20 protein-coding genes and 2 pseudogenes are annotated in these 24,059 nt (G+C 69.3%); 9 read left to right on the top strand and 13 right to left on the bottom strand.

Features of this window, described 5'->3' with window-relative positions; genetic code table 11:
* The first annotated feature begins 52 nt into the window (after positions 1–52).
* The 3 genes and pseudogenes from BSB02_RS33555 to BSB02_RS33545 all read left to right on the top strand — a co-directional run.
* The gene (locus tag BSB02_RS33555; protein WP_143591497.1) at positions 53–445 is read left to right on the top strand and encodes a hypothetical protein; all 393 of its coding nucleotides are present in this window, start codon (positions 53–55) and stop codon (positions 443–445) included.
* A gap of 270 nt (positions 446–715) precedes the next feature.
* Positions 716–1,000, top strand: coding sequence for a hypothetical protein (locus tag BSB02_RS33550; RefSeq protein WP_084965008.1), 285 nt, complete (start codon positions 716–718; stop codon positions 998–1,000).
* Positions 1,001–1,116: 116 nt separating this feature from the next.
* Positions 1,117–1,509, top strand: a pseudogene (locus tag BSB02_RS33545) (transposase); the annotation flags it as partial.
* A 6-nt stretch (positions 1,510–1,515) separates the two neighbouring features.
* On the opposite strand, the gene BSB02_RS33540 reads toward BSB02_RS33545, so the two are convergent.
* From BSB02_RS33540 to BSB02_RS33525, 3 genes are all read right to left on the bottom strand, one after another.
* Positions 1,516–2,493: a helix-turn-helix domain-containing protein gene (locus tag BSB02_RS33540; protein WP_084965006.1), complete on the bottom strand. Its 978-nt coding sequence runs from the start codon at positions 2,491–2,493 to the stop codon at positions 1,516–1,518.
* Positions 2,494–2,863: 370 nt separating this feature from the next.
* Complete coding sequence (locus tag BSB02_RS33535) at positions 2,864–3,331, bottom strand: hypothetical protein (RefSeq protein WP_084965005.1); 468 nt, start codon at positions 3,329–3,331, stop codon at positions 2,864–2,866.
* A gap of 192 nt (positions 3,332–3,523) precedes the next feature.
* Positions 3,524–4,045 carry a hypothetical protein gene (locus tag BSB02_RS33525; RefSeq protein WP_084965003.1) on the bottom strand — a complete coding sequence of 174 codons (522 nt, stop codon included), beginning with the start codon at positions 4,043–4,045 and terminating at the stop codon, positions 3,524–3,526.
* 336 nt (positions 4,046–4,381) lie between these two features.
* Here BSB02_RS33525 and BSB02_RS43745 point away from each other — a divergent pair, with 336 nt between their 5' ends.
* Positions 4,382–4,795 carry a helix-turn-helix transcriptional regulator gene (locus BSB02_RS43745; protein ID WP_420855906.1) on the top strand — a complete coding sequence of 138 codons (414 nt, stop codon included), beginning with the start codon at positions 4,382–4,384 and terminating at the stop codon, positions 4,793–4,795.
* Here BSB02_RS43745 and BSB02_RS43740 read toward each other — a convergent pair.
* The 5 genes from BSB02_RS43740 to BSB02_RS33505 all read right to left on the bottom strand — a co-directional run bounded on the left by BSB02_RS43740 (position 4,779) and on the right by BSB02_RS33505 (position 7,617).
* Entirely contained in the window at positions 4,779–5,018 is a 240-nt protein-coding gene (locus BSB02_RS43740; protein WP_420855905.1) for a hypothetical protein, read from the bottom strand. The genes BSB02_RS43745 and BSB02_RS43740 overlap by 17 nt on opposite strands.
* A 420-nt stretch (positions 5,019–5,438) precedes the next feature.
* On the bottom strand, positions 5,439–6,275 hold the full coding sequence (locus BSB02_RS33515) for an LLM class flavin-dependent oxidoreductase (RefSeq protein ID WP_158088806.1): 837 nt from the start codon (positions 6,273–6,275) through the stop codon (positions 5,439–5,441).
* Positions 6,276–6,411: 136 nt separating this feature from the next.
* Positions 6,412–6,732, bottom strand: coding sequence for a hypothetical protein (locus BSB02_RS33510; protein WP_084965001.1), 321 nt, complete (start codon positions 6,730–6,732; stop codon positions 6,412–6,414).
* A gap of 294 nt (positions 6,733–7,026) precedes the next feature.
* A complete protein-coding gene (locus BSB02_RS40150) occupies positions 7,027–7,251 on the bottom strand; it encodes a hypothetical protein (RefSeq protein ID WP_143591495.1) in 225 nt (74 codons plus the stop codon).
* Between the two features lie 105 nt (positions 7,252–7,356).
* A complete protein-coding gene (locus BSB02_RS33505) occupies positions 7,357–7,617 on the bottom strand; it encodes a hypothetical protein (protein ID WP_084965000.1) in 261 nt (86 codons plus the stop codon).
* A 495-nt stretch (positions 7,618–8,112) separates the two neighbouring features.
* Between BSB02_RS33505 and BSB02_RS33500 the strand changes: the two are divergent.
* Positions 8,113–8,874 (top strand): annotated as a pseudogene (locus BSB02_RS33500) (transposase family protein).
* A gap of 60 nt (positions 8,875–8,934) precedes the next feature.
* On the opposite strand, the gene BSB02_RS33495 reads toward BSB02_RS33500, so the two are convergent.
* From BSB02_RS33495 to BSB02_RS42650, 4 genes are all read right to left on the bottom strand, one after another.
* Positions 8,935–9,330 carry a VOC family protein gene (locus BSB02_RS33495; protein ID WP_240506886.1) on the bottom strand — a complete coding sequence of 132 codons (396 nt, stop codon included), beginning with the start codon at positions 9,328–9,330 and terminating at the stop codon, positions 8,935–8,937.
* A 103-nt stretch (positions 9,331–9,433) separates the two neighbouring features.
* On the bottom strand, positions 9,434–10,711 hold the full coding sequence (locus BSB02_RS33490; RefSeq protein ID WP_240506884.1) for a serine hydrolase domain-containing protein: 1,278 nt from the start codon (positions 10,709–10,711) through the stop codon (positions 9,434–9,436).
* A 1,062-nt stretch (positions 10,712–11,773) separates the two neighbouring features.
* On the bottom strand, positions 11,774–15,055 hold the full coding sequence (locus tag BSB02_RS33480; protein ID WP_084964996.1) for a WD40 repeat domain-containing serine/threonine protein kinase: 3,282 nt from the start codon (positions 15,053–15,055) through the stop codon (positions 11,774–11,776).
* 198 nt (positions 15,056–15,253) lie between these two features.
* Positions 15,254–17,641 (bottom strand): DUF4832 domain-containing protein, encoded by a 2,388-nt coding sequence (locus tag BSB02_RS42650; RefSeq protein WP_084964995.1) that lies wholly within the window; start codon positions 17,639–17,641, stop codon positions 15,254–15,256.
* A 158-nt stretch (positions 17,642–17,799) separates the two neighbouring features.
* On the opposite strand from BSB02_RS42650, the gene BSB02_RS33470 reads away from it, so the two are divergent.
* Positions 17,800–18,729 (top strand): carbohydrate ABC transporter permease, encoded by a 930-nt coding sequence (locus tag BSB02_RS33470; RefSeq protein ID WP_084964994.1) that lies wholly within the window; start codon positions 17,800–17,802, stop codon positions 18,727–18,729.
* An 8-nt stretch (positions 18,730–18,737) separates the two neighbouring features.
* Entirely contained in the window at positions 18,738–19,607 is an 870-nt protein-coding gene (locus BSB02_RS33465; RefSeq protein WP_084964993.1) for a carbohydrate ABC transporter permease, read from the top strand.
* A 49-nt stretch (positions 19,608–19,656) separates the two neighbouring features.
* Here BSB02_RS33465 and BSB02_RS33460 read toward each other — a convergent pair whose 3' ends face one another.
* Positions 19,657–21,000: a DUF4832 domain-containing protein gene (locus tag BSB02_RS33460; protein WP_084964992.1), complete on the bottom strand. Its 1,344-nt coding sequence runs from the start codon at positions 20,998–21,000 to the stop codon at positions 19,657–19,659.
* A 142-nt stretch (positions 21,001–21,142) separates the two neighbouring features.
* Here BSB02_RS33460 and BSB02_RS33455 point away from each other — a divergent pair, with 142 nt between their 5' ends.
* Positions 21,143–22,492: an ABC transporter substrate-binding protein gene (locus BSB02_RS33455; RefSeq protein WP_084964991.1), complete on the top strand. Its 1,350-nt coding sequence runs from the start codon at positions 21,143–21,145 to the stop codon at positions 22,490–22,492.
* Positions 22,493–22,523: 31 nt separating this feature from the next.
* Positions 22,524–24,017 (top strand): glycoside hydrolase family 36 protein, encoded by a 1,494-nt coding sequence (locus tag BSB02_RS33450; protein WP_084964990.1) that lies wholly within the window; start codon positions 22,524–22,526, stop codon positions 24,015–24,017.
* Positions 24,018–24,059 lie beyond the last annotated feature (42 nt).

Genomic DNA, 24,059 nt, shown 5'->3' with positions numbered 1-24,059 from the left:
TCCTCATGGTCTCTGGCCAAGCCGTACATCACCAAACGGAAAGAACGCCAAGTTGATAAAGAACCACCTGCGCAAGCTGATGACCCTCAGCCTCGCCACGCTCGCCGCGACCACGATCGCCTCCGCCACCGCCGCGCCGGCCAACGCCGGCATGCGCGGGTGCAACGGAATGATCTGCGTCAACATCGACGGAAGCGGGCTCAGGGTCAACACCGTCAGGGCGAGCCTGACGTGGGGAAGCTCGTTCTACGGCAGGCTGCACATCTACGGGGGCGGCCTGGACAAGTGGTCGGCCATCGATCATTGGGCCCACGGCGAGGGTCTCCTCCAGGAGGTCTACCGTGACCTGCCCAACCGGGCATGGGTGTGCGCCGAAGGCTGGAGGTACAACGGCAACGTCAAGGGCAGCCTGGTCGGCCGGGCTTGCGGAGAGATCAGGGGCTGACACCCGCCCTGACGGCCGCCGGTCGCCGGTGACGTTCCGTCCTGGCCACGCCTTGGAGGAAGCGGGAGAGAGAGGGTGCTCGCGTCCGTCGAAGCGACGGGGCGAGCACCCTCTCGTGCTGTGCGGCCCCGTCCCCATGTGGGAACACCCCTCAGCCGCTGCGGAAGACGCCTGAGCCGTTCCGCCGGGAGCGGTCGTGGTGCGCTTCTGAAGGCGCGCTGTAGGCGCCGCTTGATCGAATCGTCGCATCGCCAACGGAAGGAGACGACGATGCGAACCTTGGCCAGGCGCGCCGCGGGACTGCTCGTGGCCGCCGCGATGCTGGGCGGCGTCCAGACGGTCGCCGCGTCAGCCGCAAACGCGCAGAACCCGGGCTCCGCGCACGCGCAGAGCACGGGCCCCGTCCAGCCCATGGGCTGGGTACTCTACCGCGTCTACCCGGACGGGTCTGACGCCTCGCGAAGCAGGTGCCACTCTGACGGGCGGAGCCTGTTCGGCAACCAGTACAAGTGCTCGCTGGGGGGCGGTCGCTGGATGCTCTACTTCTGGTCCTGACCCGCATGTGCGTGAGGAGTGGCGCCGTCGGGCGCCGCTCCTCACCTGTCGCACGTGCTCGGCGACACCAAGCGCCTATCCAGAAGTTCTGCGCGTAACCGGTGTGAGACCGCCGGGGAACGTGGGTATGTCGGCTGGGCCGCCGGTGCACGGCCGACTTCCTGGCGCTACTGGAGCAACTGCGGGCCGCCGCCCCGGCCATCGTGGTGATCGTCGACAACGACAGCATCCGCCACGCCCGGGCGGTGGCCCGCTACCTGCACGACCACCCGCGGGTGGAGGTGTTGTACGGGGCAGGCTACAGTCCGCACGACAACCCGGTGGAGCGCATCTGGGCCGCGCTGAAGGCGTTCATCGCCAACACCGCGGTCAGCCGGCCAGGCCGGCTGCGACAGATCCACGCCTTCTTCCGCGCCCGCTCACCGGACCGGCTGCCGGCCGCTGCCGCCCCGCGGACCGGCCCCTGGCTGCCCGCGGGTTACCAGCGAAACTTCTGGAATGCCGCTTAGTCGAAGTTAGTCGAAGAGTGACAGCAGGGCGTCGCCGCGTGCCGTACGGCGGACCCGCACCTCGCGGCCGTGCCGCTCGCGGACGACCAGGTCGCCCGCGACCAGCCGGTCACACTGGTAGGTGACGGCGCTCGGCACGGTGTGCAGCCGCCCGGCCAGCTGGCCCATCGACATCGGCCGGTCGAGCAGGCGCAGGATGGTCGCGCGCATCGACCCGAGGACCATCTCCAGGTCGTCCTCGCCGCCGGCGCGAGGGGACCACAGCCCGTGCCCGCCGGCGAGGGGATAGGCCAGCCAGACGTGGTCGGGCTGGTCGAGGCTGCAGATGAACGCATCCCTGCCGGCCAGCATGGGGACCAGCACGATACGCCGCCCACCCAGCTCGAACTGTCCGGCCTGCTGGTCGGCGATGCGCAGCACGTCGCCGTCCAGCCATACCTTCGGCGACAACGACCCGAGCAGGGCGGGCAGCCCGCCGCGGACCGCCGCGGCACCCACCCTGGCGATCTCCCGGTCCAGCGAGGCGTGAGCCCGCCGCCACAGGGGCGCGGCCACCTGCCACACCTCGGACAGGGCCGTGGCGTACCCGCGCAGCCAGCGCTTGGGACGCCGCAGATAGGGCCACCAGTGCGCGGGCGGCTGCTCCCCGCCGAAGGCCTGCTCCAAGTCCTCGGCCAGCTCGTCCGGCGAGGCGTCGCGCAGCCAGTGGACCTGCTCCTCGAGCGTGCTGTCCCGGGTCGGGGGCAGGGGGACCACGCTGTCGGGCGCCACGGAGTACCCGGGCGCGGTGAGGGGCCGCACGACGTCGAGGGTCTCGAGGCTGACCGCGCACTGGACGTGGCGGCGGAGGTGGGCGGGCAGTCCCCGGCGCCGCCCGCCGACGGCGTCCGTGAGCATGGACAGGATGCTGAGATGCGGCACGAGCGAGACCGAGACGGGCGCCGCGCCGTCGAGCCGGAGCTCGGTCCAGACTTGATGAGCCACCGATCCCGGCAAGGTGCGCCCCGGTCGGTGCGCCGGTCGTGCGGTCAGCGATGTCATGCGGGCAGCGTGTCCGGCACCGCCCCGCGGGGAGACGGCGCCGTCGTCGGTTACCTGCAAGAGATCCATCGGTTCACGCATGTGCCTCGCTGTGCTCCCTCACTGGCGGCCGGCAGCTGGTATTCCAGCTCGCCCAGCGTCAGGTCCAACTCCTCGGCCACCTTCGCCGTGTCCACGCTCCCTTCCTACGGGCTTTCGGCAAGGGCGATTTCACCCATTGCGGACGTGTCTAATAGCCGCCGCCTTCAGGACGCCTTCAATCGGCGCGCAGGCATTCGATGGCAGCGCGGGTTGGCGCGCCTGGGTCGCGTACTCAGAAGCCTTTTAAGTGACGGCGGGCAGCTTCGAGCCGGTGCTGCGGGTGGCAGGGTGGGGCGAGCCCGTGCCCCCTCCGCTCGGGCGGGCGATGGCCGTCTGGGGTGCCGTCTTGGGCGCTGCTGGTGGCCGGCGTGTCGCTCAGGCTCGCGGCGGCCGACGCCCAGGAATGTTCGAACAAGGCCGGCAGCCCGGCGACCGGGACGGGCGAGTGCACCTCGAGGTAGTCTCCCTCGGGGTCCGCGGGGTCGAGGGCCGGCAGGGTGGTCCTCCGGTCCACGATGTCAAGCTCGGTGGGCGGGGCGGCCAGCCGCCGGTGCTCGCCGTCGAGCGCGGCGATGTCCTCGGGGTTCACGTCCGGGACGAGGGAGCCGAGGGGCGCCATCGTGCGCAGCCGCACGCCTCGGCTGCGGCGCTGCCGGGCCTTCGGCAGCGCCCGCCGTACCGCCTCCTCGCCGAACGCCATGGATCAGAGGGACCATGCTTCGTGGATCGTCGTCGAGGCCGACGAGCTGGGCCGTCCGGCGCTGTTCTGGACGATCCTCGGCCTGCCCGGCACCGGCCTGCCGGCGATCCGGACGACGGCCCGCTCACACGGCACGTACTGCATCGAGAGGGGTTCCTACGCTCGCCCGATCAGGTGGATGTTCCTTTGGCGTCAGCGCCTCACGAGCTCGTACACCTCGAAGAGCTGATCGATATCGGCGGTCAGCCCTGTCACCTCGTTGATCACTGCCCACAGGAAGTCCTCATCGGGACCCCACGACGGCATCTCGACCTGGGATTCCACCGGCAGCGGCGTGCCGACATCCACCACGGGCTCGCCGTTGTGAAAGACGCTGCTCCGGACCAGCGTGCCGTCGTCGTAGAGCCATAGCCCGTAGATGCTCGAGACGCTGGAGAACAGGACCGCCAGGGCTCGAGTGCCTTTGAGCGTCGTGAGCGCGCCGGATTCGAGTCGCCGGTCGATGTCGGTCACGATTCGCTGGTCCGTGTCCCACACCTGGCACCAGCCGTTCTCTACGGCCAGATACAGGCGTTGACCAGGACTGTGACTCCATGCGTGGTCGGCGCTCAACCGCTCGCCACTCGGCGCGTAATCGGAATCGTCCGACAGAGCGCCGACGACCTCGGCAATCGACCGGCCACGGACGAACAGCGCGGAAGTGTTCCATCCCATGCTGGGCGATCTTCGTTCTGCCCGGGCGGCGCGTCAACCGAAGCACACGCGATCTTCTCCGTCCTGCGTCGCGTGGCCTGCTCAAACAGGGCAGTCGGAGGACCAAACGGCCGCTCAACTGGCCAGACCCTCGGGTCCGAAGGTGGCCAAGAGCTTGCGGCTTCGTCCCGGCCTCATGCGGTGATGGCGGCATGGCCGATCCGGTCGACTTCTGGACTCGGATTGCCGCTCTAAAGGTCCCCAACGCCTCCGGTCAGCCCGGGAGGCGACCGGCGTGGTTCGCCCGCGGACGACCGCCCAGGCGTCCGTCACAGGGCCCGGCCGCCCCAGCTCGTCGTGGCTGATGACCGCGCGGATCCGCCGCATCCGCCCGTCGTGATCGACGCCGTACGGCAAGCCCCCGGCGAGGACGGCACGCCGACGAACCGGCGTATGTGGTCGGAGATCGATGGCGACGGCATCTGCCTGGACGCCGAAGGCGCGATCTGGGCCAGGAGCGACGAGCGTGGACTCGCCTGCCAGAAAGTACAATCCCGATGTTTGATGCGTGCTTCACGACTGGTTTCCTTGATCCTGCTCTTGCAGGCGCGGGGCGGGATGACCGCCGCCGAGCTGGCACGCGAGCTCGAGATCTCCGAACGCACGATCCACCGCGACGTCCTGGCCCTGTCGGAGGCGGGCGTCCCGGTCCACGCGGACCGCGGACGCGGGGCGGCTACCGCCTGCTCGACGGCTACCGCACCCGGCTGACCGGGCTGGACCGGGCGGAGGCGGAGGCGCTGTTCCTGTCGGGGGTGCCCGAGACGTCGCTGCGCGAGATGGGCCTGGCCGAGGCGGCGGCGACGGCCCGGCTGAAGGCGTCGGCCGCCTTGTCGCCCGCGTTGCGCGACGCGCCGTCGTCCGCCGCGCAGCGGTTCCACCTGGACGCCCCCGGATGGTTCGCGCCCGGCGACCGGTCGCCGCCGGCTGGCACTACCGGGCTCTGGGGCGTCCGTAGCCTTCTGTTCGTGTACGGCTGGGCCTCAGCGGTGTACGGCTGCGCCCGGCGCAAGGCTGCAGTGAGCCTTTTTCATCCATGGGTGACCTCGTCGTTATGCAGGACGGCGATGGCCTTGCACAGGCGTCCCGCTTTCAGTGAGCGATTTTCATCCCGAGTGGCGGACGTCTTCGATGGCTTGAAGGACGAGGATGGCCTGGGTGATCCCAGTCATGCGGCGAGGACAGCAGCCCAGGCGAGCCGGGGCCTTCCACGTCTGGAGCATGACCACGGCACGCTCGCCGATGGCACGGATGTGGCGTGGGAGCGGTCGACCGACTTGGTGGCGCGACAGGCGCGACTGATGACCATGCCGCTTGACGGGTGTGCCGGTGCCTGCCAGGCCCTTCATTCCGGTCAGACGGCGAGGTCGGCGTCTTGAAGGAATCGGCCATCGTCGGTCCCGGACGCTGATCCGGGGTCATGCAGAACCTCGGCCAGCATGCCGACCTGTTCCAGATCGCCGGCGCACGGGAACAACAGGACGTCGGTGCAGCCGGCTTCCGACAGCCGTAGCAGCTCTGTGCGGATCTGATCGGCGCTGGTCAGCGTGTCGGCACGGGCGGGGTCGAAGTAGTCCGGCCCGTAGTAGTGGCGGATGTAGTCATCGGCGACCTCGTCCGCGTTCGGGCCCAGGCTGAAGTAGCGTCCGGTCACGATCCGGGGCCGGCCGTGGCGTCCGGCCTCGGCCCAGGCTCGCTCCACAGCCGCTCTGCCCTCGTGTAGGAGGGGAAGGTCGAACAGCGGCGCCACCCAGCCCTGGCTCATGGCCGTCGCGGCTCGGGCGAACGACTTCGGGACCATGCCCGCCAGCACGATCCTCGGCTGGTCCTGCCTGTGCCGCCAGCATCGTTCCATGATGGCGAGCATGCTCTCGAACAACGCTCCCCGGCCGGTCAGCGGTACTCCGCTGGCCGCATAGTCCGCAGGCCAGCCGCCCATGCCCAAGCCGGCGGTCAAGCGCCCGCCCGAGAGGCGGTTGACCGACGACAGTTGCTTGGCCAGCAGGGCCGCATTGCCTCGCCAGCACACGTTCACCACCGTGGTCACCAGCTCCACCCGGCTGGTGCACACCGCCGCCGCGGCCAGCGCGGTCAGCGGATCGAGGTTGTCGTAGACCAGACGATCGATGACACCGACCGACTCGAACCCCGCGCTCTCGGCCTCGACGGCCCAGCGGCCCAACAGCGTCATATCCGTCTCCGGCACAGCCGCCGGCAGCCCGATTCCCACTCTCATGCCGTTCATCCTCCGAGGTCACACCGCAGGAGGTCTTGCAGAAATCGGACATGCGGCCGCTGATGGCCGCCGACAGTCACCGCGCAGCGCTTCATGAGGTGACTTGGCCAGTCCTGGTCGTGGGAGGGGCCTGCCGGGGGTCAGCCTGGGGGAGTTCCGGAGCGGCCAAGTCCGCCATCTTGCGGGAAAGCCCACACGCTCGACGGGTGTCGGCCCCCGCCGTGACGCCTGCCTCCACTCGCGAGGCCGGCGTGATGTCCATGATGAACACGCAGATGCCGGGACGTTGTCCTCGGATCATGACGGTGGGACGCCCGCCCACACGTTTCACCTTCTCGATGTGCAGCGTTGGCGGAAGGGCTTTGATGCCGTATTCGTCATAGATGACGATGTCGAGCAGGTAGGTGTCCACCGGGCCGCGCCAGGCAGGTACGCGCGCTGCCGATCCGGCGGGCCTGTCCGGCGGAACGCTCGATGCCCAGCTCCGCTGCGGCGCGGGCGGACATCAGGTCGCTGGGTTCCATGCGGGCGGTGGGAGTGGTGGGCGCCGTCTGCCTCGCCTGGGGAATCCTGGGGTCCGGAGGTGACGGTTGACCGCCCGGCGCCTGGCCGTACGGCTCGCCGCCCGCTCTGCCCACGAGGCCGCAACCCGCAATGGCGGCCACCATGACGCCAAGGACTGCCGCCACCAGGGCTCGTGCCTTCATCACCGTTCTTTTCCATCCGGCATGGCCGGCACGCCGCCTAGAGGCGGTTCCGGGATCGTCACGTCGGATGCGGCGAACATACCGAGCCTCCAGAATCCATGGGGTCGTGCGGGCGCTGTGGAGGCGCCGTTCGAGCCCACCCCTTCCGGCTTGTGCTGGTTGGTGATGCTCTTATCGGCTGTGCCGTACACTTCGGTAAGAGGGCGAGCTCGCTTGATCATCATATTCTCAATATTGCGATCACGCGAAGCGGCTTCGCGTGAAGTGGGCTCAGGCGGCCTGCGGTTCTGCCGATCTAAGCCGAAGAATCATCGATTATTCCGCTAGGTTCAGCTACCGTCCTGCCTTTTCAACTCCGTCAGCCGGTGGGCGTCGGCGCTAGTGAGGGTTAGCCCGTACACCGCTCTTAGTTGTTGTATCTTCTCGAGAGTTTCCTCTGAGAAAGGCGTCTTGCCCTCGAAGGCGTGCAAGGCGATACCTTCGACCAGGTCGCCCAAGGACATGTCCAAATATTCGGCCAAGCCTTTAAGGACCTTGAGCAGGCTTTTCTCGATCCGCAAGCCCGTCTGCGTTCTCTCAACTGTTACCATCCTACCATCGTACCATTGTCCGATTTATGGTCCCAGCTGTTGGGGCAAAGGGTTGACAGGTTAGGCCACACGCCCGCGGGGCGCTGGCGCGAAGACCGCCGACCACGTCCATGGAGTCGGCAAGTCATGCCTGCTCCGTTCTGGATCTCCCGCCGATCGCGCTGTAATGCCGACTATCGTTGCCTGCTTCGTGGCGGCAGCCTGTAATGGCGCCTGTGGTTTCGCGTCGGCAAGAGCGCCGAACCGCCTCCGTGTTGTGCCATCTGCCAGTCGCCGCATTCACCGGAGAGCGCAGTCACTCGGCCGATGGATCGAATGCCCGCAATAGGTTGGCGTTGAGATGCCGTATATGCCGAGCACTGATGTCTTTTCATCCTCCGTCGGAGGCTTGCAGGTCACATCATGATCGTGACGTGGCCGTTGCCTGACGACGTAGAGAAACCCCTAGTGGGCGGGTTGATCACCACAATCCATCCGCCAACACCAGGGGCTCGGATGCTGTTCTACCGCGCCGCGGTCGATGTGTCGCGTGCAACGCTGAACTACGTCACCGGAATCATCCGGCGGCACCGCAAGACGATCGGCTCGCTGTGGCGGCGCCTCAACCCCGGCCAGCAGGCCCTGCTGGTCCTGGTCTACCTGCGCAAAGGCGAGACCTTCACCGAACTGGCCGCCGGATTCGGGGTATCGGTGGCCACCGCCTGGCGGTAGGTGGGGGAGACCGTCGCCCCGCTCCGCGCCCCCAAGCTCGACCAGGCCTCGCGCAAGGCCATCCGGGACGGGCTGCACTACCTGGGGCTGGACGGCATGCTCATCCGCACCGACCGCGTACGCGCCGACCGGCCCTTCTTCTCCGGCAAACACTGCTGCCACGGCATGAACATCCAGGTCATCACCTCACCAGACGGCACCATCATCTGGACCCCGGGCAGCCTGCCGGGCAAGAGCCACGGCCTGACTGCCGCCCGCATCTGGGGCATCCTGCGCGCACTGGACCGGGCCGGCATCCTCACCCTGGCCACAAGGGCTACCAGGCGCGGAAGGACCGATCGTCACGCCGTACAGGGGCAGGAACAAGCCCACATCGCAGAGGCGGGCCAACCGCGCCCACGCCCGCCTCCGCGGCTCCGGCGAACGCGCCAACGCCCAGCCCAAGTCCTGGCGCGTCCTCCGCAACCTCCGCTGCTGCCCGCACAACGCCGGACAGTTGGCAAGGCCATCGCCGTCCTGCAGAACTACGAGCTCAGCCACGGATGAAAAGGGGCAGTGGGCCCACAAGGCGGCGGAGTTCTCGCAGTAATAGCCCGGCAGCTTCTTTCAATGCAGGTCGTGTTGCCACTCGCGGTAGGACACGATGCAGAACTCGTTTCCCTCGGGGTCCTGCATGGTCAGGACCGAGCCTTCGTCGTAGTCGTGTCGCTCACCTGTCCAGCGCCCGCCGAGTCGCTCGATCTCCGAGCGCGCCGCATCGAGGTCGGGGACGGTGACATCCAGGTGCAGGCGCACCTTTCCGAGCTTGGGCTCGGGGACTCGCTGGAACGTCAAGCGGGGAACGCCGTCGTGGCGGGAGCCGACCGAGGCCCACCCCTCACCGGCCATCTCCGTGCTGCGCGGTCGGTGCAGCAGTTGGCTCCAGAACTGCGCCAGCCGGTCTGGATCGGCGCAGTCGATGGTCAGCCCGGTCCAGCGCGGTGTCGTGCTCGTCATCTTCATCTATCCATTCGGTCAGGGGCGGAGATGCGGCCGTGGACGACCGTGCTGACGACGTCAGCGCTTATGATCTCGCACTGGGCGATCACGTGTTGGTCAACGCACCTCAATCCTCTGCGCCGGAGGCGTTCTTGCCCTGGGTGTTTGCGTCACCGCACAGCGCCTGCCGGTAGAAGGCCGACAGCGCGTCGTCGATGGGGTGGTGCTGCGGCTTGCCCGAGGAGTCCAGCTTGTTCCACCGCACGAGGTTCATCGCGACCGACATCTGCCGCCTGCCGTCGGCGCGGGTCAAAGACAGCGTTTCGGCCCCCCAGACCGTGCCGTCGTGGCCCCAGAAGGTGCCGCAACCTGGGATCTTGACCTCATGCAAGCCGAGGCCATAGCTGATCTTCTTGCCCATGAGGCTGTGGACCGGGACCGTGCGCTGCATCTGCGCCAGCGATGATCGCTTGACGATCTTGCCGTCAAGCAGCCTGGCGTAGAAGCGGTTGAGATCCTCCATGGTCGATACCAGAGAGGCCCCTGTCCCCACCCAGGACATGTCATAGACGCTGTAGTCGCGCGGCGGGTCGATCAGGCCGTGCAACGCCTCATACATCCGCGGGTGCGGTCCCTTGATGCGCGGCCCGGCCGGAAACCCGGTGTGCCGGAGCCCGGCGCGCTTGATGACGTTCTGCGTGATGTACTTCTCGGCGGTGGTGCCGGTCACCCGCTCCAGGAGCTGGCCGAGAAGCAGGTAATTGGTGTTGGAGTACGCTCCCGGCGAGTCTCCGGGCTTGCCGACCGCGGGCGCCGCGAGCCCCATCTTGATCAGCTCAGCCGGGCGGAATCGCCTGAACCGGTTGTCGTCCAGGCTCTTGGCCGACACATCCGGCAGGGAAGGGAACTTCTGGAGGGACGGGAACGCGGAGAAAAGGTAGTCGGCGATGCCGCTGGTGTGGTTGAGCAGCATCCGAACAGTGATCTTCTTGCCGCGTTCGCCCGGCACCAGCTGCGGCAGATAGCGGCCAATCGGCGCATCCAGCCGGATCCGGCCCTTCTCGACCTGCTGCATGATCGCGACGGCGGTGAAGGTCTTGGTGATGCTGCCGACGCGCTGCCGCATGCCGGGCTTGACGGGACGGCCGGTCGTGAGGTCGGCGACCCCGGAAGCGCCGCGCCATACCCGGCCGGCATCGCGCACCTCGGCGTACACGCCCGGGATCCCCGCGCGGTGGACACCGTCCAGGGCGGACTCCAGCTCCGCAGGATCAACCCCGGTCAACCGGCTTGTGCTGCCGGCCAGCACAAGCTCCGTCGCTTGAGGCGCGGGAACCGCCGTCACCATGCCCGCACCGACGCTCAACACGGCCATGCTTGCGCATGTCACCAGTCGGATCTTCACGACGATCGTCCTCTCATGATCAATGTGTGTGACGGGGGCTTCCCCCGTGCTGTCGGACATCCCGCTCACCAGGCCAGCCGACGGCGCAGGGCTGCACGGAGTTCGGTGTGCTGCCGCCGCGTCACGCCGGCGGACAGGAGCACCCGCGACCCGCGGCAGGCCGGTGCAACCCGACCCCATGGATGTCCCGGCCGGGATCCTCATGACCGCAATCGTCGTCCGGTCACTGTTCGGGGGCGTCCCTCAAGCGGAGTCATCTGCGCTACTGCACCGGGATCAACGGCCGGCCGCGCTACGACACCGGGAGTAGGGCCCGCCCGGGTCAGCGGGTCGGCGACATCACCTACATCGCCACCGGGGAAGGGTTCACTGTGACTTGGGTGTACCCTCCCTGGCCTTGAGGTTTCCATGCGTCATCGTTGGGGTGCGGTGACGTCGGCAGGCTCGTGGCTGCCAGACGGTTATCCGCAGGGGAGTGGAAGACGGTTCCCGGTGCACCCTCTCTGGTGTGGCGCGTACTTATTTCTGCAAGGTGTTCCGACGGCTGCCCCGCTGCATATTTGCAGGAAATGAGCCTTGGAAGCTCTCCCGGTGGGACATAGTGGCGCGTCGTGGAGAGTCGTCCGGGTGGTGTGGTGCACATATGGCCGTGTCAGCCAAAAGGGCTACTCATATCACTGCTGCGGTATCTGGTGGCCGGCCCTCGACCCCGAAGATCCCGAGGGGGACTACCTCGAGGTGCACTCGCCCGTCCCGGTCGCCGGGCTGCCGGCCCTGTTCGAACATTCCTGGGCGTCGGCCACGCCCACCCCGGGACCGCTGACCGCCCGCGAGAGGCCGTCATCGAGCTCCTGGCCGACGGATACCCCAGTGCCGCCGCCGGCGCGCGGAGCCGCTTCCAGCTCGCCCTGATGCTCGGTGAGGAAAGCCGACGCCGCCGTTCGCCAGGCGGCCGAAACCAGCTGCCAGGCCCGCATCGACGCCGAGCAGACCGCAGTCGGCGAGTTGACCGGCGGACCTGTAGGCGCGGCACACCGAGTCGGCTGTAGATGACACATGGGTTCAGCACACGTGCCGGTAGGGCACACCCGGCAGGTGGCGTTCCCACTCGGCGACGGTGAGGGCACGGGCGGCCCGCCGGCACACCGCCTGTGCCAGGCGGTCCCCGTTCGTCGGCACTTCGAAAGTCGTGCGCCGACCGGCGGCCAGCAGGGTGCCGTCCGGGGTGAACGCCATATCCTCCACGATGTCGTCCACGGGCACCACGGCGAGCGGTGTCTTCGTGGCGGTGTCCCACACGTGGACGACGCCGCCGTCGAACCGTTGGCCGTGCGCGGCGACCAGGGCGCCATCGGGGCTGAAGACGATCAGGTCGGTGCTGACGTCGGTGCCCTGCCGCAGTGAAGGGGCCAGGGGAACGCGCCGCCGGAGGTCCCACAGGGTGATCCCGCCCCAGCTGCCACTGACCGCGATGACGGGCGTGGCCGGACTGGCGGCGACCACCGCGTGGCCGGCCACGGTGACACCGGGCCGGATCGGCTTGCCGGTGCGCAGGTCGAGGAACGTTCCGGTCTGCGACACCAGGGTGGTGCCGTCCGAGGCGACGGCGAACCTGCCCAAGCCGCCGGCCAGCCGCCGGTCGCTGACCACCTTGCCGGTGGCCGTGTCGAGCTGGACCAGGCGCTGGGCGGGCCGCGCGGGGTCGTCCGACACCAGGCCGGCCACGTAGACCCTGCCGTCGGGGGTGAACGCCTGTCCCTCGAATGCCCAGCCGTCCGGACGCGGGTAGATCCACCGGAGCCGGCCTGATGAGGTGTCGCGCCCTTCGACGGCCTCGCCGGAAGGGGTGACGCCCACCTGGAGTCGGCGGCCGGCCGCCCGCTCCAGCGGACCAGCCGGCCGCGACAGCGGAATCCTGGGGCGCAGGTCGAGCGTGACGATGGTGTCGTCACGCAGGTAGCGCAGGGCGGTGCCGTCCGGCTCCAGCCACACGGCCTGCGCCTGACCGTCGATCCTGTGTTCCAGCAGGCGGCGGCGAGCAGTCCACACGGTGATCGTGTCACCGGTGTATCCGGCCACGACCGTGCCGGCCGACCGGAGCCCGCCGGTCGCCGTATTCATCTGCTCGGATGCCGAGGCTTGCCAGAACGGCCCTTCGGTCCGGCGGTCGGATGCCAGGTCGTAGGAGGTGATGTCGCCGTTGGCGCACAGCAGGCGCCCGCCGTCGGGGGTGAAAGCGGCGGCCGAGCACGTCTTCGGCGCCCGGTCCTCGACGGTCAGGCCGGGCAGGCGCAGCAGTTTCAGCTCGTTGAGGTGAGTGGCGGCGACGTGGGCGCCGTCGGCGGAGATGAGCGGGCCGTTCGGAGCGTGGAAGCTGGAATCGGACGTGGTGAGGGTGACGGTCCGGCCGGCGAGGGTGTCCCACAGGAAGTGGACGCTGGTGCCGCGGCCGATCGCCACCAGCGACTCGTGGTCGCCGAACCGCACGAGCGGCTCCTCACCGCCCGCGCCGAGGGGCCGCTCGCCCAGCTTCCGGCCCGTCCCGGCCTCCCATGCCGTGATCCGGTCAGCCTGCGACGCCACGACGAGGATTCGGCCGCTGGGGCTGAGCGCCGCCGCCTTCGGGGTCTGGCGCTGTCCTGCCGGCCACGTCCACGCGGCGGACGTACGGCCGGACGGCACGTCGTACAGTCGCGCTCCCTGCTCGTCGACGCCGGCCATGATCCGCCCGTTCCCGCCGGCCGCGACGGCGCCCACTCCCGCGGCCGCCGGGAGGCGGAACACCGACCGCTCCGGCGCCTGCAACGCGTTCACGAGCCCGGCTTTGGTCCCGGGCCCGGGCGCGAGCCGCCAGGCGGCGACGTTCAGCAGCATCGCCTGGACGGGATCGGTGGTGCGCAGCCGTTCAGCCTCGGCGGCGACCTGCCTGCCGCCGGCCAGGTCGCGCTGCTCCCGGGCCAGGCCCGCCTGCCAGGCCGCGGCGCCCGCGGCGGCCGTCGCGACGGCGAGGAGACTGGCCAGGAACGCGATCGTCATGTGCCGGCGGCGCGTCTGCCGTCGTGTCAGGCCGGCGGCGGCCTGGAGGAAGTCGCGCTCACGCGGGGTCAGCGTGGCGTGGATCCGGCCTGTGGCCGCCCAGCTGAGCGCTTTGTCCAAGCGGCTGCCGCGAAGCAGGTCGCCGTCCCGCCGGCCATGGTCGTCCCAGGCGCGTGCGGCCGCGCTGATCTCCGCCAGCACCGTCAGCCCCTCGCGCTCGGCCGCCACCCACTCGCGAAGCCGCGGCCAGGCCCGTACGAGCGCCGCCCGGGCCAGCACGATCCGCCCGTCATTCTCGGTCAGCAGGTAGCGGAAGGCCCGCAGGATCGGCTCGGCTCCCGGGCCGAGTTCGCCGACGGCCGCGCCCTGGTCGCCCAGGGCCACCAGACGCAGGAAGACCTCGGCGACGTGCACGCGCTCGGCCGGAGGCAGGCTGGTGTAGGCGTCCTCGGCCAGGGTGCCCAGTGACGGGTCGGCGTGGCCGGCCACCTGGACGCCCCGGGCCGCGCGTGCACCGGCGGTCATCAGCTCGGCGGTGTCGGCCGAGCCCCCGGTCACCAGTGCCAGCAGCAGGTCGCGCGCCGTGGGCCGGGCCTCGGGGTCCTTGGCCAGGGCCGCCTCGACCAGAGGCCGGATCGGGGCAGGCAGCCGGCTCGTGTCGGGGCGGGCGGTCAGCACCCGGTGGGCGACGGCGTTGGCGTTCTCGCCGGTGAAGGGGTCCTCGCCGGTGGCGGCGAAAATCATGACCGCGCCCCAGGCGAAGATGTCCGCCGCGGGGTCGGCCCGTTGCCCGGTGAACACCTCGGGCGCCATGTATCCGGGAGTTCCGACGATGTGGCCGGTGCCGGTGAGCGACATGCCGGCGACTGTGGCGATGCCGAAGTCGATCACCCGGGGGCCGTCGGGGCCGAGCAGCACGTTGTCGGGCTTGAGATCGCGGTGGACGACGCCGGCGTCATGGATGGCCGTCAGCGCGGTGGCGACGGCGGTGCCGAGCCGGTGCAGGTCATCACCCCCGAACCGGCGCCCGTCACGGACGGCGCGGCGCAGGCTCGGACCGGCGACGTATTCGCTGACGATGTACGGCTGCCCGCCGGCCAGCTCGACGGCCAGGACCTTCGCCGTGCAGAACGAAGCCACTCGCGCCACCGCGGCCGCCTCCTTGGCGAAGCGCTCGCGGCTTCCGCCCGGATGGAGCACCTTGACCGCCACACGGCGGCCCTCGGGGTCGTAGGCGTCGTACACGACGCCCTGCCCGCCCGAGCCCAGCCGTCCGGCCAGCTCGTAGTCGCCGATACGCGCCTCCATGCCGGGTTAGACGCGGGACACCGGACCGGAGTTGGGCACCCCGTCCTCACGCCATGCTCAGGATCATCGGCCTTGAGATGCCGAACATCGTGCCGAGGTCGCCGGCCCGGGCGAACCTGTTCTCTGCCGCCAGGACACGCTCGCGGCGGACTTCGGCCGGCATGGCTCTTGACGTGTTCGGCATCTCGTGGACGTTCCCTACTCGAAGCGGATCTCGTCGATGGTGATGGTGGAGGCTCCGCCGTACCAGAAGCCCATGGCGAGCTGGCCGGGGGAGTTGCGGCTGATGCCGTTGGCGGCCATCGGGATCCTGATGTCCCGGTAGGCGGTGGTGATGGCCGGCCGCGCGCCGCCGTCCAGGATGTAGTCGCCGAAGACCTTGGTGGTGCCGCCCAGGCCCAGGTTGAAGTGGGCCTGCTCACCACCCGACGCGCCCTTGACGCGGATGACCAGGTGGGTCTTGGCGGACAGATCCACGCCGACGTCGCTGCCGAACCAGCCGCAGTTGTCATAGCGCAGGCTCAACGCCCCACCGGTGACCACTCCGGAGCCGCCGCCGTCCAGGAAGCAGTTGCCGCCGGTCCACTTGCCCAGGTCGTTCTGCGCGCCGGAGGGGTAGGCCGGGTTGCCGTCGAAGTTGTCCAGCACCAGGCCGCTGCCTCCCGAGGAGGCATCGGTGGAGACGGTGACCGTGTTGCTCGACGGCGACAGGTTGCCCGCGGCGTCCCTGGCCTTGACCGTGTAGCTGTAGGCGGTGGACGGGGTCAGGCCCTCGTCGGTGTAGGAGGTGCCGGTGGGGGTGGCGACCCTCGTGGCGCCCCGGTAGACCTCGTAGCCGGTGACCCCGACGTTGTCGGTGGCGCCGCTCCACGACAGCGACACCGAGGTGGCGGTCTTGCCCGTCGAGGTGAGCGTGGGCGCGGTGGGCGCCGTGCAGTCGCCGCCGCAGGTGCCCGTGGTGCTGACCGGGCCGAGGTTGACCCAGCCGTCGGCGCCCTGGTTGGCGTTGGCGAACGACAGCGGATAGGCCGGGCGCCACCGGTCGATGACCCAGTCGCTGAGCCGTACGGACGCCGGGCGGTTGCGCAGCACTTGCTGGGTGATGGCCTCCAGCGGGTTGCGCACCCGCAGGACCAGCTGGTAGGTCCCGGCGGGCACGCCCGCGGCGTTGAGGGTCGCCGAGAAGTTCACCGGCCGGCCGTAGTCGAGGTAGGTCGGGTCCGGGCCGACGTTCCAGTCGGGGAAGGCGCGGATCTTGAGCGGCTGGACGGTGCGGATGTCCCAGTCGGTGTCCCAGGTCTTGACCACGGTCCCGCTGGAATTACGCAGGCCCAGGACGAACCTCCACGGGTAGTAGAAGGGGGCCACCCCGTCGTTCTGGACGGTGACGCCGACCTTGAACGTGCCTCCGGCGCCGGAGTTGAAGTTGGCCTGCGGGATGTGCAGGTTGTAGCCCATCTTGCGGACGCCCGCGGCGACCTTCGGGTCGGTGACGCTGTAGCCGCCCGCTCCGGTCTGGTTGATCATCCAGCTGATGTGGGTGAGTTCCGTGGCGGCGAGCACGTCGTCGACCTGGCCGCCGCCGCCCGGGTAGTTGGCGTACAGCGTGCCCTGGATCTCCGGTCTGGCCTCCCCGCCGATCGAGTGGGTGGTCCAGCGGTTCTCGGTGCCGTTGTCCAGCATGATCTGGGTGAACGCGTCGTCCCAGCCGTTCATGGACCTGGGCAGCGTCATGCTCTTGAGCTGGCCGCCGCGCCACTCCTTGTAGGGCCAGGAGTCGTCGTGGAAGCCGATGTTCGCGGTCTGGGTACCGGCCAGGCCGGGGTAGCGGACCTCGAGCTGGATGTTGTCGAAGGCGGCGTCGTAGGCGTTGATGAGGGTGCGGATGGTGGCGTCGGCCGGCATCAGGTCGGGGTAGCCGTCGGCGAGGTCGCGGTCATAGGGCCAGGTGTGCCACTCGCCCCACAGCCCGACCAGGCCCAGGGACATGAAGCCGATCCGGGGGTCGGCCGTGCCTGCCGGTCCCGCCTTGTCGTAGCGGGCGGCGAAGGCGTTGATGAAGTTGACGAACGCGGCGATGACGTCGGGGTCGTCGTAGTCGGGGCTGACCGTGCCCCAGAAGCCGTTGGTGCGCAGGGCCGCCTTGCCGTTGAGGCAGGGCGGGATGCCGTTGCCGGGGTGGGAGCCCGAGCCGCCCGGGTACTCGACGTAGAAGCGGAAGGCCACCTGGCGTCCCCACACGGCGGCCTCGTCGAGGGCCCTTTCGAAGAGCGTCCAGTCGAAGGCGTTGCAGTCGGCGGGGTCTTTCATGACCTCGTTGAGCGCGAAGTAGGTCCACATGAGGCCGCCCGGGTACTTGGCGTCGTAGTTGTCGCCCGGGAACAGGTAGGGGGCGAACCCCTTGAGCGGCTGCCCCACCGGGGCGGGGGCGTAGGCGTAGGTGTGGGTGGTGAGCGTCGTGTCGGGCGGTGGCCCGGCGGGCGGCCGGGGCGGCGGGCCGGCGGGGGCGGCGGCCGCGGGGACCGCCCCGCCTGACAGCAGGGCCGTCGCGGCGGTGAGGGAGGCGAGCCAGCGTCTGATCTTCATGGTGACCTCGGGGGGTGTGAACGCGAAGGTTTCCGGCAGATCACGTCTTCGCTTCCGCGAACCCTAACCGAAATCGCTAGATATGATTAGCCATTGACAAATTATTGATAGCTTGCATCATTATTGACCCATGGCCCGCCCATCGACAGGGAGCTCGCATGCACGCGGTTGAGACCCGGCTCGACCAGCCCGCGGGGCTCCGAGGCCGCGAGCGGAGGCGGCGGGACGACCGGCTGGTCGGCTGGTTGTTCCTGCTCCCGGTGATCGTCGGTTTCATCGTCTTCTACGCCTACCCGACGGTCCGGGGCGTGTGGTACTCGTTCACCGACTACAGCCTGCTCAACGATCCGTCGTTCGTGGGCGGCGAGAACTACCGGGAACTGGTCGGCGACGAGCAGTTCTGGAACTCGCTGAAGGTGACCGCCTCCTACGTGGTCGTGAACATCGTCTCCCAGACGGTGGTCGCGCTCGGCCTGGCGGCGCTGATGCACCGGCTGACCCGCTCGGTCGTGCTGCGCGCGACGCTGCTGGTGCCCTGGCTGGTGCCGAACGTGACGATCGGCCTGCTGTGGGCCTGGCTGCTGGACCCCGACCTGGGCTTCGTCAACCACCTCCTCGGCCTCGCCGGCATCGACGCGACCCTGTCGTTCACCTCGCCGGCCTGGGCGATGCCCCTGGTGGCCCTGGTCAACAGCTGGGCCTACACCGGCTACACCGCGCTGCTGCTCTACGCCGGCATGTTGCAGATACCGCAGCATCTGTACGAGGGCGCGGCCATCGACGGCGCGGGGGAGGTGCGGATGTTCCGCTCGATCACCCTGCCGCTCCTGCGGCCGATCCTCGCGCTGGTGCTGGTGGTGTCGCTGATCGGGTCGTTCCAGATCTTCGACACGGTCGCGGTCGTCTACGGCGGCAAGCCGCCCATCCCCGAGGCCCGCGTCATCTACTACTACATCTACCAGCAGGCCTTCACCTACTTCCACATGGGATACGCCGCCGCCGTGGCGATGGTCCTGGTGGTCATCCTCGGCGTGCTGACGACCGTGCAGATGAGGATGCTGCGCGCGTCGCGTTCGGACCTGGGCTAAGGAGCCTCATGAAGATCTCCAGGGGCGTCTCCTGGTTCGCCCTCGCCGCCGCGGTCGTGCTCACCGTCTTCCCCTTCTACTGGATGATCCGCACGGCCCTCACCCCCGCGGCCGACCTGTTCCGCGACTCGACCGGCCTGTGGCCCGACAACCCCACGCTGATCAACTTCGCCCGGGTGCTGGGCCTGGTCGGCGCCGAGGAGGCCAGGGCCGCGGGCGGGTCGGGCGCGCAGATCAACTTCCTGCGCTACACGATGAACTCGCTGATCTACAGCGGGCTGATCGCCGTCGTGCAGACCTTCTGCTGCGCCATGGCGGGCTACGCCTTCGCCCGGCTGCGCTTTCCGGGCCGGGACCTGGCCTTCGGCGTCATCGTCGCCGCGCTCATGGTGCCGCCGATCTTCACGCTCCTGCCGAACTTCGTCCTGGTCAAGCAGCTGGAGATCCTGAACACCATCCCCGGCCTGGTCCTGCCCAGCCTGCTGATGACGCCGTTCGCGGTGTTCTTCCTGCGGCAGTTCTTCCTGTCCATCCCGAGGGACGTGGAGGAGGCGGCCACGCTCGAGGGCATCGGCAAGTGGGGGATGTTCTGGAAGATCGTGCTGCCCATGAGCCGCGGGCCGCTGATCACCATCGGGCTGACCACCGTCGTATGGAGCTGGAAGGACTACCTGTGGCCGCTGCTGGTGGGCAAGGCCGAGAGCACCCGCGTCCTCACCGTCGGCCTGGGGGTCTTCCTGCAGCAGTCGCCCAACCGCGCGCCGGACTGGACCGGGCTCATGGCCGGGTCGGTCCTGTCCGTCCTGCCCGTGCTCCTGCTGCTCGTCTTCCTGGGCAAGCGGCTGGTGCAGTCGATGAACTTCTCCGGCATGAAGTGACGGCTCCGCCGTACGAGATCGGTTTTCCCGTACGGCGGAGCCGCCGGTGTCAGAGGGTGAGCCAGCCCGGGAGGGTCGTGTCCTGGCCGGCGTTGGCGAAGCGCAGCGGCACGCCGTTGCGCAGCGGGTTGACGGCCCGCATGACCAGCGTGTGGTCACCCTTCGGCAGGCCGGGCAGGCGGGCGGCGAGCTCGGCCGGCTCCCCGGGCATGATCTGGGTCAGCCGCCACGACGTCGTCCAGGTCCTGGCGATCCGGCCGTCGCGGCCGACGGCGGCCACCTGGACCGGCCAGTCGTAGGGGAACGGGGCCACGCCGTCGTTCTGGATCCGTACGGCGATGCCGCGGCGCTCGGCCTTCACCGCGGTGACCCGCAGCTGGTAGCCCAGCGACTTGGCGGCGGCCAGGGCCTTGCCGTAGGCGGCGCCGGTGTAGCCGGGGCTGAAGGCGTAGTGGTTGAGCAGCCAGGTGGCGTGGGTCTGGGCGACGCTCGTGGCGAAGTCCTCGCCGGCGCAGCCCGGCGGCGTGTCGAACATGCAGCCCTGCAGCTCTGGCCGCAGCTCGCCGGCGACCGTGTTGGTCTTCCACTTGCCGGTGGTGCCGGCCTGCTCCATCAGGTCCATGAAGTGCCAGCCGGGCCCCGGCAGGGTGGAGTAGGCGAAGGAGTCGTCGTGGTAGCCCAGGTCGTGCGCCTTGTTGTCGGCGCTGGGGTAGCGGACCATCAGCCTGGTCTCGTCGAAGGCCTCGTCATAGGCGTTCAGGACCCTGAGCTGCTGGGCCTTGGAGGCGAACCAGTCCTCCGTGCCGTCGCCGTTGTGCGGCCAGGTGTGCCACTCGCCCCAGAAGCCCAGCAGGCCGAGCTGGACGAACCCCACGCGGGGGTCGCCGTCGTAGCGGCGGCCGAGCGCGGCGATGAACCGGTCGAGTGCGGCGGCCAGGTTCGGGTCGTCGTAGTCGGGCGACACGCTCTGCCCGTTGTTGCCGAAGTCGTCGTACGGCCGGGTCAGCAGGCCCTGGTCGAGCAGGAACCGCGGAATGCCGCTGGGCTTGCCCGGATAGTCCAGGTAGAAGCGGAACGCCGCCTGGTGGCCGCGGGCGGCGATCGCGTCCAGCTGCTCCTCCAGTGCCCGCCAGTCGAAACGGTGCGGGCCGGTCATCACCGCGTTCAGCGGCAGGTAGAACCACTCCATCGAGTGCGGGAACGTCGAGTAGGCGCCCGCGTAGGGGATGAACCCCTTCAGCGGGTTGGCGTCCGGGGCCGCCGCCGCCGCGAGGGGCCGCCAGCCGGGCTGGGCGGCCGCGATCGAGCCGGTGGCGGGTAACGCCGTCGCGGCCGCCGTCAGCACGGTGAGGACCGCCATCCGGGCGGGCCGGGTGTACGGGGAGTGGGCCATCGATGCCTCCACATGAGGGTACGCCAAGGCATTTATGAGTCAGCCTTGACAAATTTTCGATGAGCCACATCATTATTCGAGAGAGCGACCAAGGCAAGAGGGAACTTTTCCAGCCCTCGTCACCCCAGGAAGAGGCACCCCGATGAGCAAGAGGAAGCGGGCCGGCTCAGCGCTGCTGTGCGGGCTGCTGGTGAGCACCGCGCTCGCCGCGTGCGGCGGCTCGGAGTCAGGCGAGCCGGCCAACGGCCAGGTCACGCTCGACTACTGGCTGTGGGACGACAACCAGCAGGCCTCCTACCAAGCCTGCGCCGACGCCTTCCACAAGGAGAACCCGACCATCACCGTCAAGATCACCCAGACGGCCTGGGCGCAGTACTGGCAGAACCTCACCACGCAGCTGGCCGCCGGCGAGGCCCCCGACGTGTGGACCAACCAGGTGTCGTACTACCCGCAGTTCGTGGCCAACCAGCAGATCCTCGACATCCAGCCCTACGTCGACGCCGACAAGATCGACCTGAGCCAGTACCAGGAGGGGCTGGCGGACCTGTGGACCAAGGACGGCAAGCGGTACGGCCTGCCCAAGGACTGGGACACCGAGGCGATCGTCTACAACAAGGAGATGGTCGACAAAGCCGGGGTGGACCTGTCCGACCTCACCTGGAACCCCACCGACGGCGGCGCCTTCGAGCAGGCCATCGCCAAGCTCACCGTCGACACCAAGGGCCGCAACGGCCTCCACCCCGATTTCGACAAGGACAACGTCGCCGTCTACGGCTACCTGCCGGAGTGGAACGACGGCTCCCAAGGCCAGAACGGCTGGGGCGAGCTGGCCGCCGCCAACGGCTGGACCTACCTCGACAAGAACCCCTGGGGCACGCGGTACAAGTACGACGACCCCAAGCTGATCGAGACCATCGGCTGGTACAAGGCGCTGACCGACAAGGGCTACGCGCCACGGTTCGACAAGCAGTCGACCCTCGGCATCGACGCGGTGATGAACTCCGGCAAGGCCGCGCTGACCATCGCGGGCTCCTGGACCATCAACACCTACATGGGTCCCGACGCCAAGCAGAAGTTCGCGCTCGCGCCCCTGCCCGTCGGCCCCGTCGGGGTCCGCAAGAGCGCCATCAACGGCCTGTCGGACGCGATCTGGGCGGGCACCAAGAACAAGGACGCCGCGTGGAAGTGGGTGAAGTACCTCGCCTCTCCCGCCTGCCAGGACGTGGTGGCCGCGAATGCCGTCGTCTTCCCCGCGATCAAGACCTCGACCGAGAAGGCGCTGGCCGCGCACCAGGCCAAGGGGCGCGACGTGCAGGTGTACGTCGACTACACCAAGACGCCCGGCGGCACGTTCCTCCTGCCGATCACCGACCACGGCACCGAGATCAGCCAGATCGTGCAGGACGCCCTGCAGGCGGTCATCCTCGGCCAGATCGAGCCCGCCGAGGCGCTGAAGAAGGCCAACCAGGAGGTCAACGCCCTCTTCGGCTGATCGTCCCGTCCCGCTGCGCAAAAGGAGAACCATGCCCCTGCTCGTCGACCTGGCCGGCCGTACCTTCGCGGTCGAGCTCACCGGTTCCGCGCCCGTGACGCCCGTGACCGGCGGTCTCGTCCTGCCTCCCGGCCGGGTCGCGATCCTGCACGGCCTCGCCGACGCCCTGTTCTACCGCCACGGCCAGAACTCCTGGAGCCCGTGCGGATGGCGCCGCCTCAGCGAGCCTCCCCTGCGGATCGCCAACCCCCAGCGGCGCCTGACCGCCGACGACACCGTCTGGGACGACCCCGCCCGCCACCACTCCTCGGCCGTGGCCGCGCTGCAGGGGGCCGACGGCCGGGTGCTGCTGCTGGGCTCGCTCGGGCTGGGCACTCCCCGGCTGGCCGCCGACCACGACACCCTCGCCGGCTGGTGTGAGGAAGACGGAGCCCCCTGGTTCCTGGCCTACGGTCCCGAGGCCGAGGTCTTCGGGCACTACACCGACCAGCTGGCCGTATGGCTGGGCAGCAGCGACCGGCGGGCCGGCAACGTGTGGTGCACGTGGTACGCCTACTACGAGGGCATCACCGAGCAGGTGGTGAACAAGGACATCGACGAGCTGGCCGGCCTGCCGTTCGACGTCGTCCAGATCGACGACGGCTGGCAGCGGGCCGTCGGCGACTGGGAGCCCAACGACAAGTTCCCCTCCGGCATGCGCGCCCTGACCGAGCGGATCACCGCCGCCGGGATGAGCGCGGGCCTGTGGCTGGCGCCGTTCATCGTCCTGCCCGCCTCGGCGACGGCCCGCGAGCACCCCGAGTTCCTGCTGCGCGACGCCGAGGGGGAGCCGGTCGTCGCCGGCCACAACTGGGGCACCGGCTACTGGGCCCTGGACCTCACCCACCCCGGCGTCCAGGACCACCTCACCCGGCTGATCCGGCGCGTGGTCCACGAGTGGGGCTTCACCTATCTCAAGCTCGACTTCATCAACGCCGGCGCCGTCCCCGGCGTCCGGCACTCCGGGGCGCACCGCGAGCAGGCCTACCGGGACGCGCTCGCCCTCATCCGGCGGGTCGCGGGCCCGGAGGTCTACCTGCTCGGCAGCGGCGGCCTGCTGCTGCCCTCGCTCGGGCTCGTCGACGGCCTGCGCAGCGGCCCCGACGTCGCCCCGCTGTGGACCAACTACGCCACCGACGACCCCTCGGACGCCATGGCGTACAACGCCGTGGTGAACACCCTGCACCGGCTGTGGCAGTCGCCGCTGGTCCAGGTCGACCCCGACATCGTCTATTTCCGCAGCCGCCTCAACCTGCTCACCGAGACCCAGATGGGCTGGCTGCAGGACCTGGCCGCGATCTGCGGCTTCAAGGCGGTCTCCGACCCGCCGTCCTGGCTCGGCCAGGCCGAGCTGGAGCGCATGACCGCCTACCTGGCCGAGCAGCCGGAGATCGTCCGGCAGGGGAGGTACAGCTTCGCCATCGACGGCCGCACCGTCGACTTCGCCGCCGCGCTCAACCCGGGACAGCGGTATCCGATCTCGTGACGTGCCGCTAAAATTTCGCTTAAACAAAGCATAATGGGGGGT

Origin of the sequence: Thermoactinospora rubra (assembly GCF_002093975.1) — a bacterium.
Classification (GTDB): Bacteria; Actinomycetota; Actinomycetes; order Streptosporangiales; family Streptosporangiaceae; genus Nonomuraea; species Nonomuraea rubra_A.
This window is presented reverse-complemented; position numbering and strand designations above follow the sequence as displayed.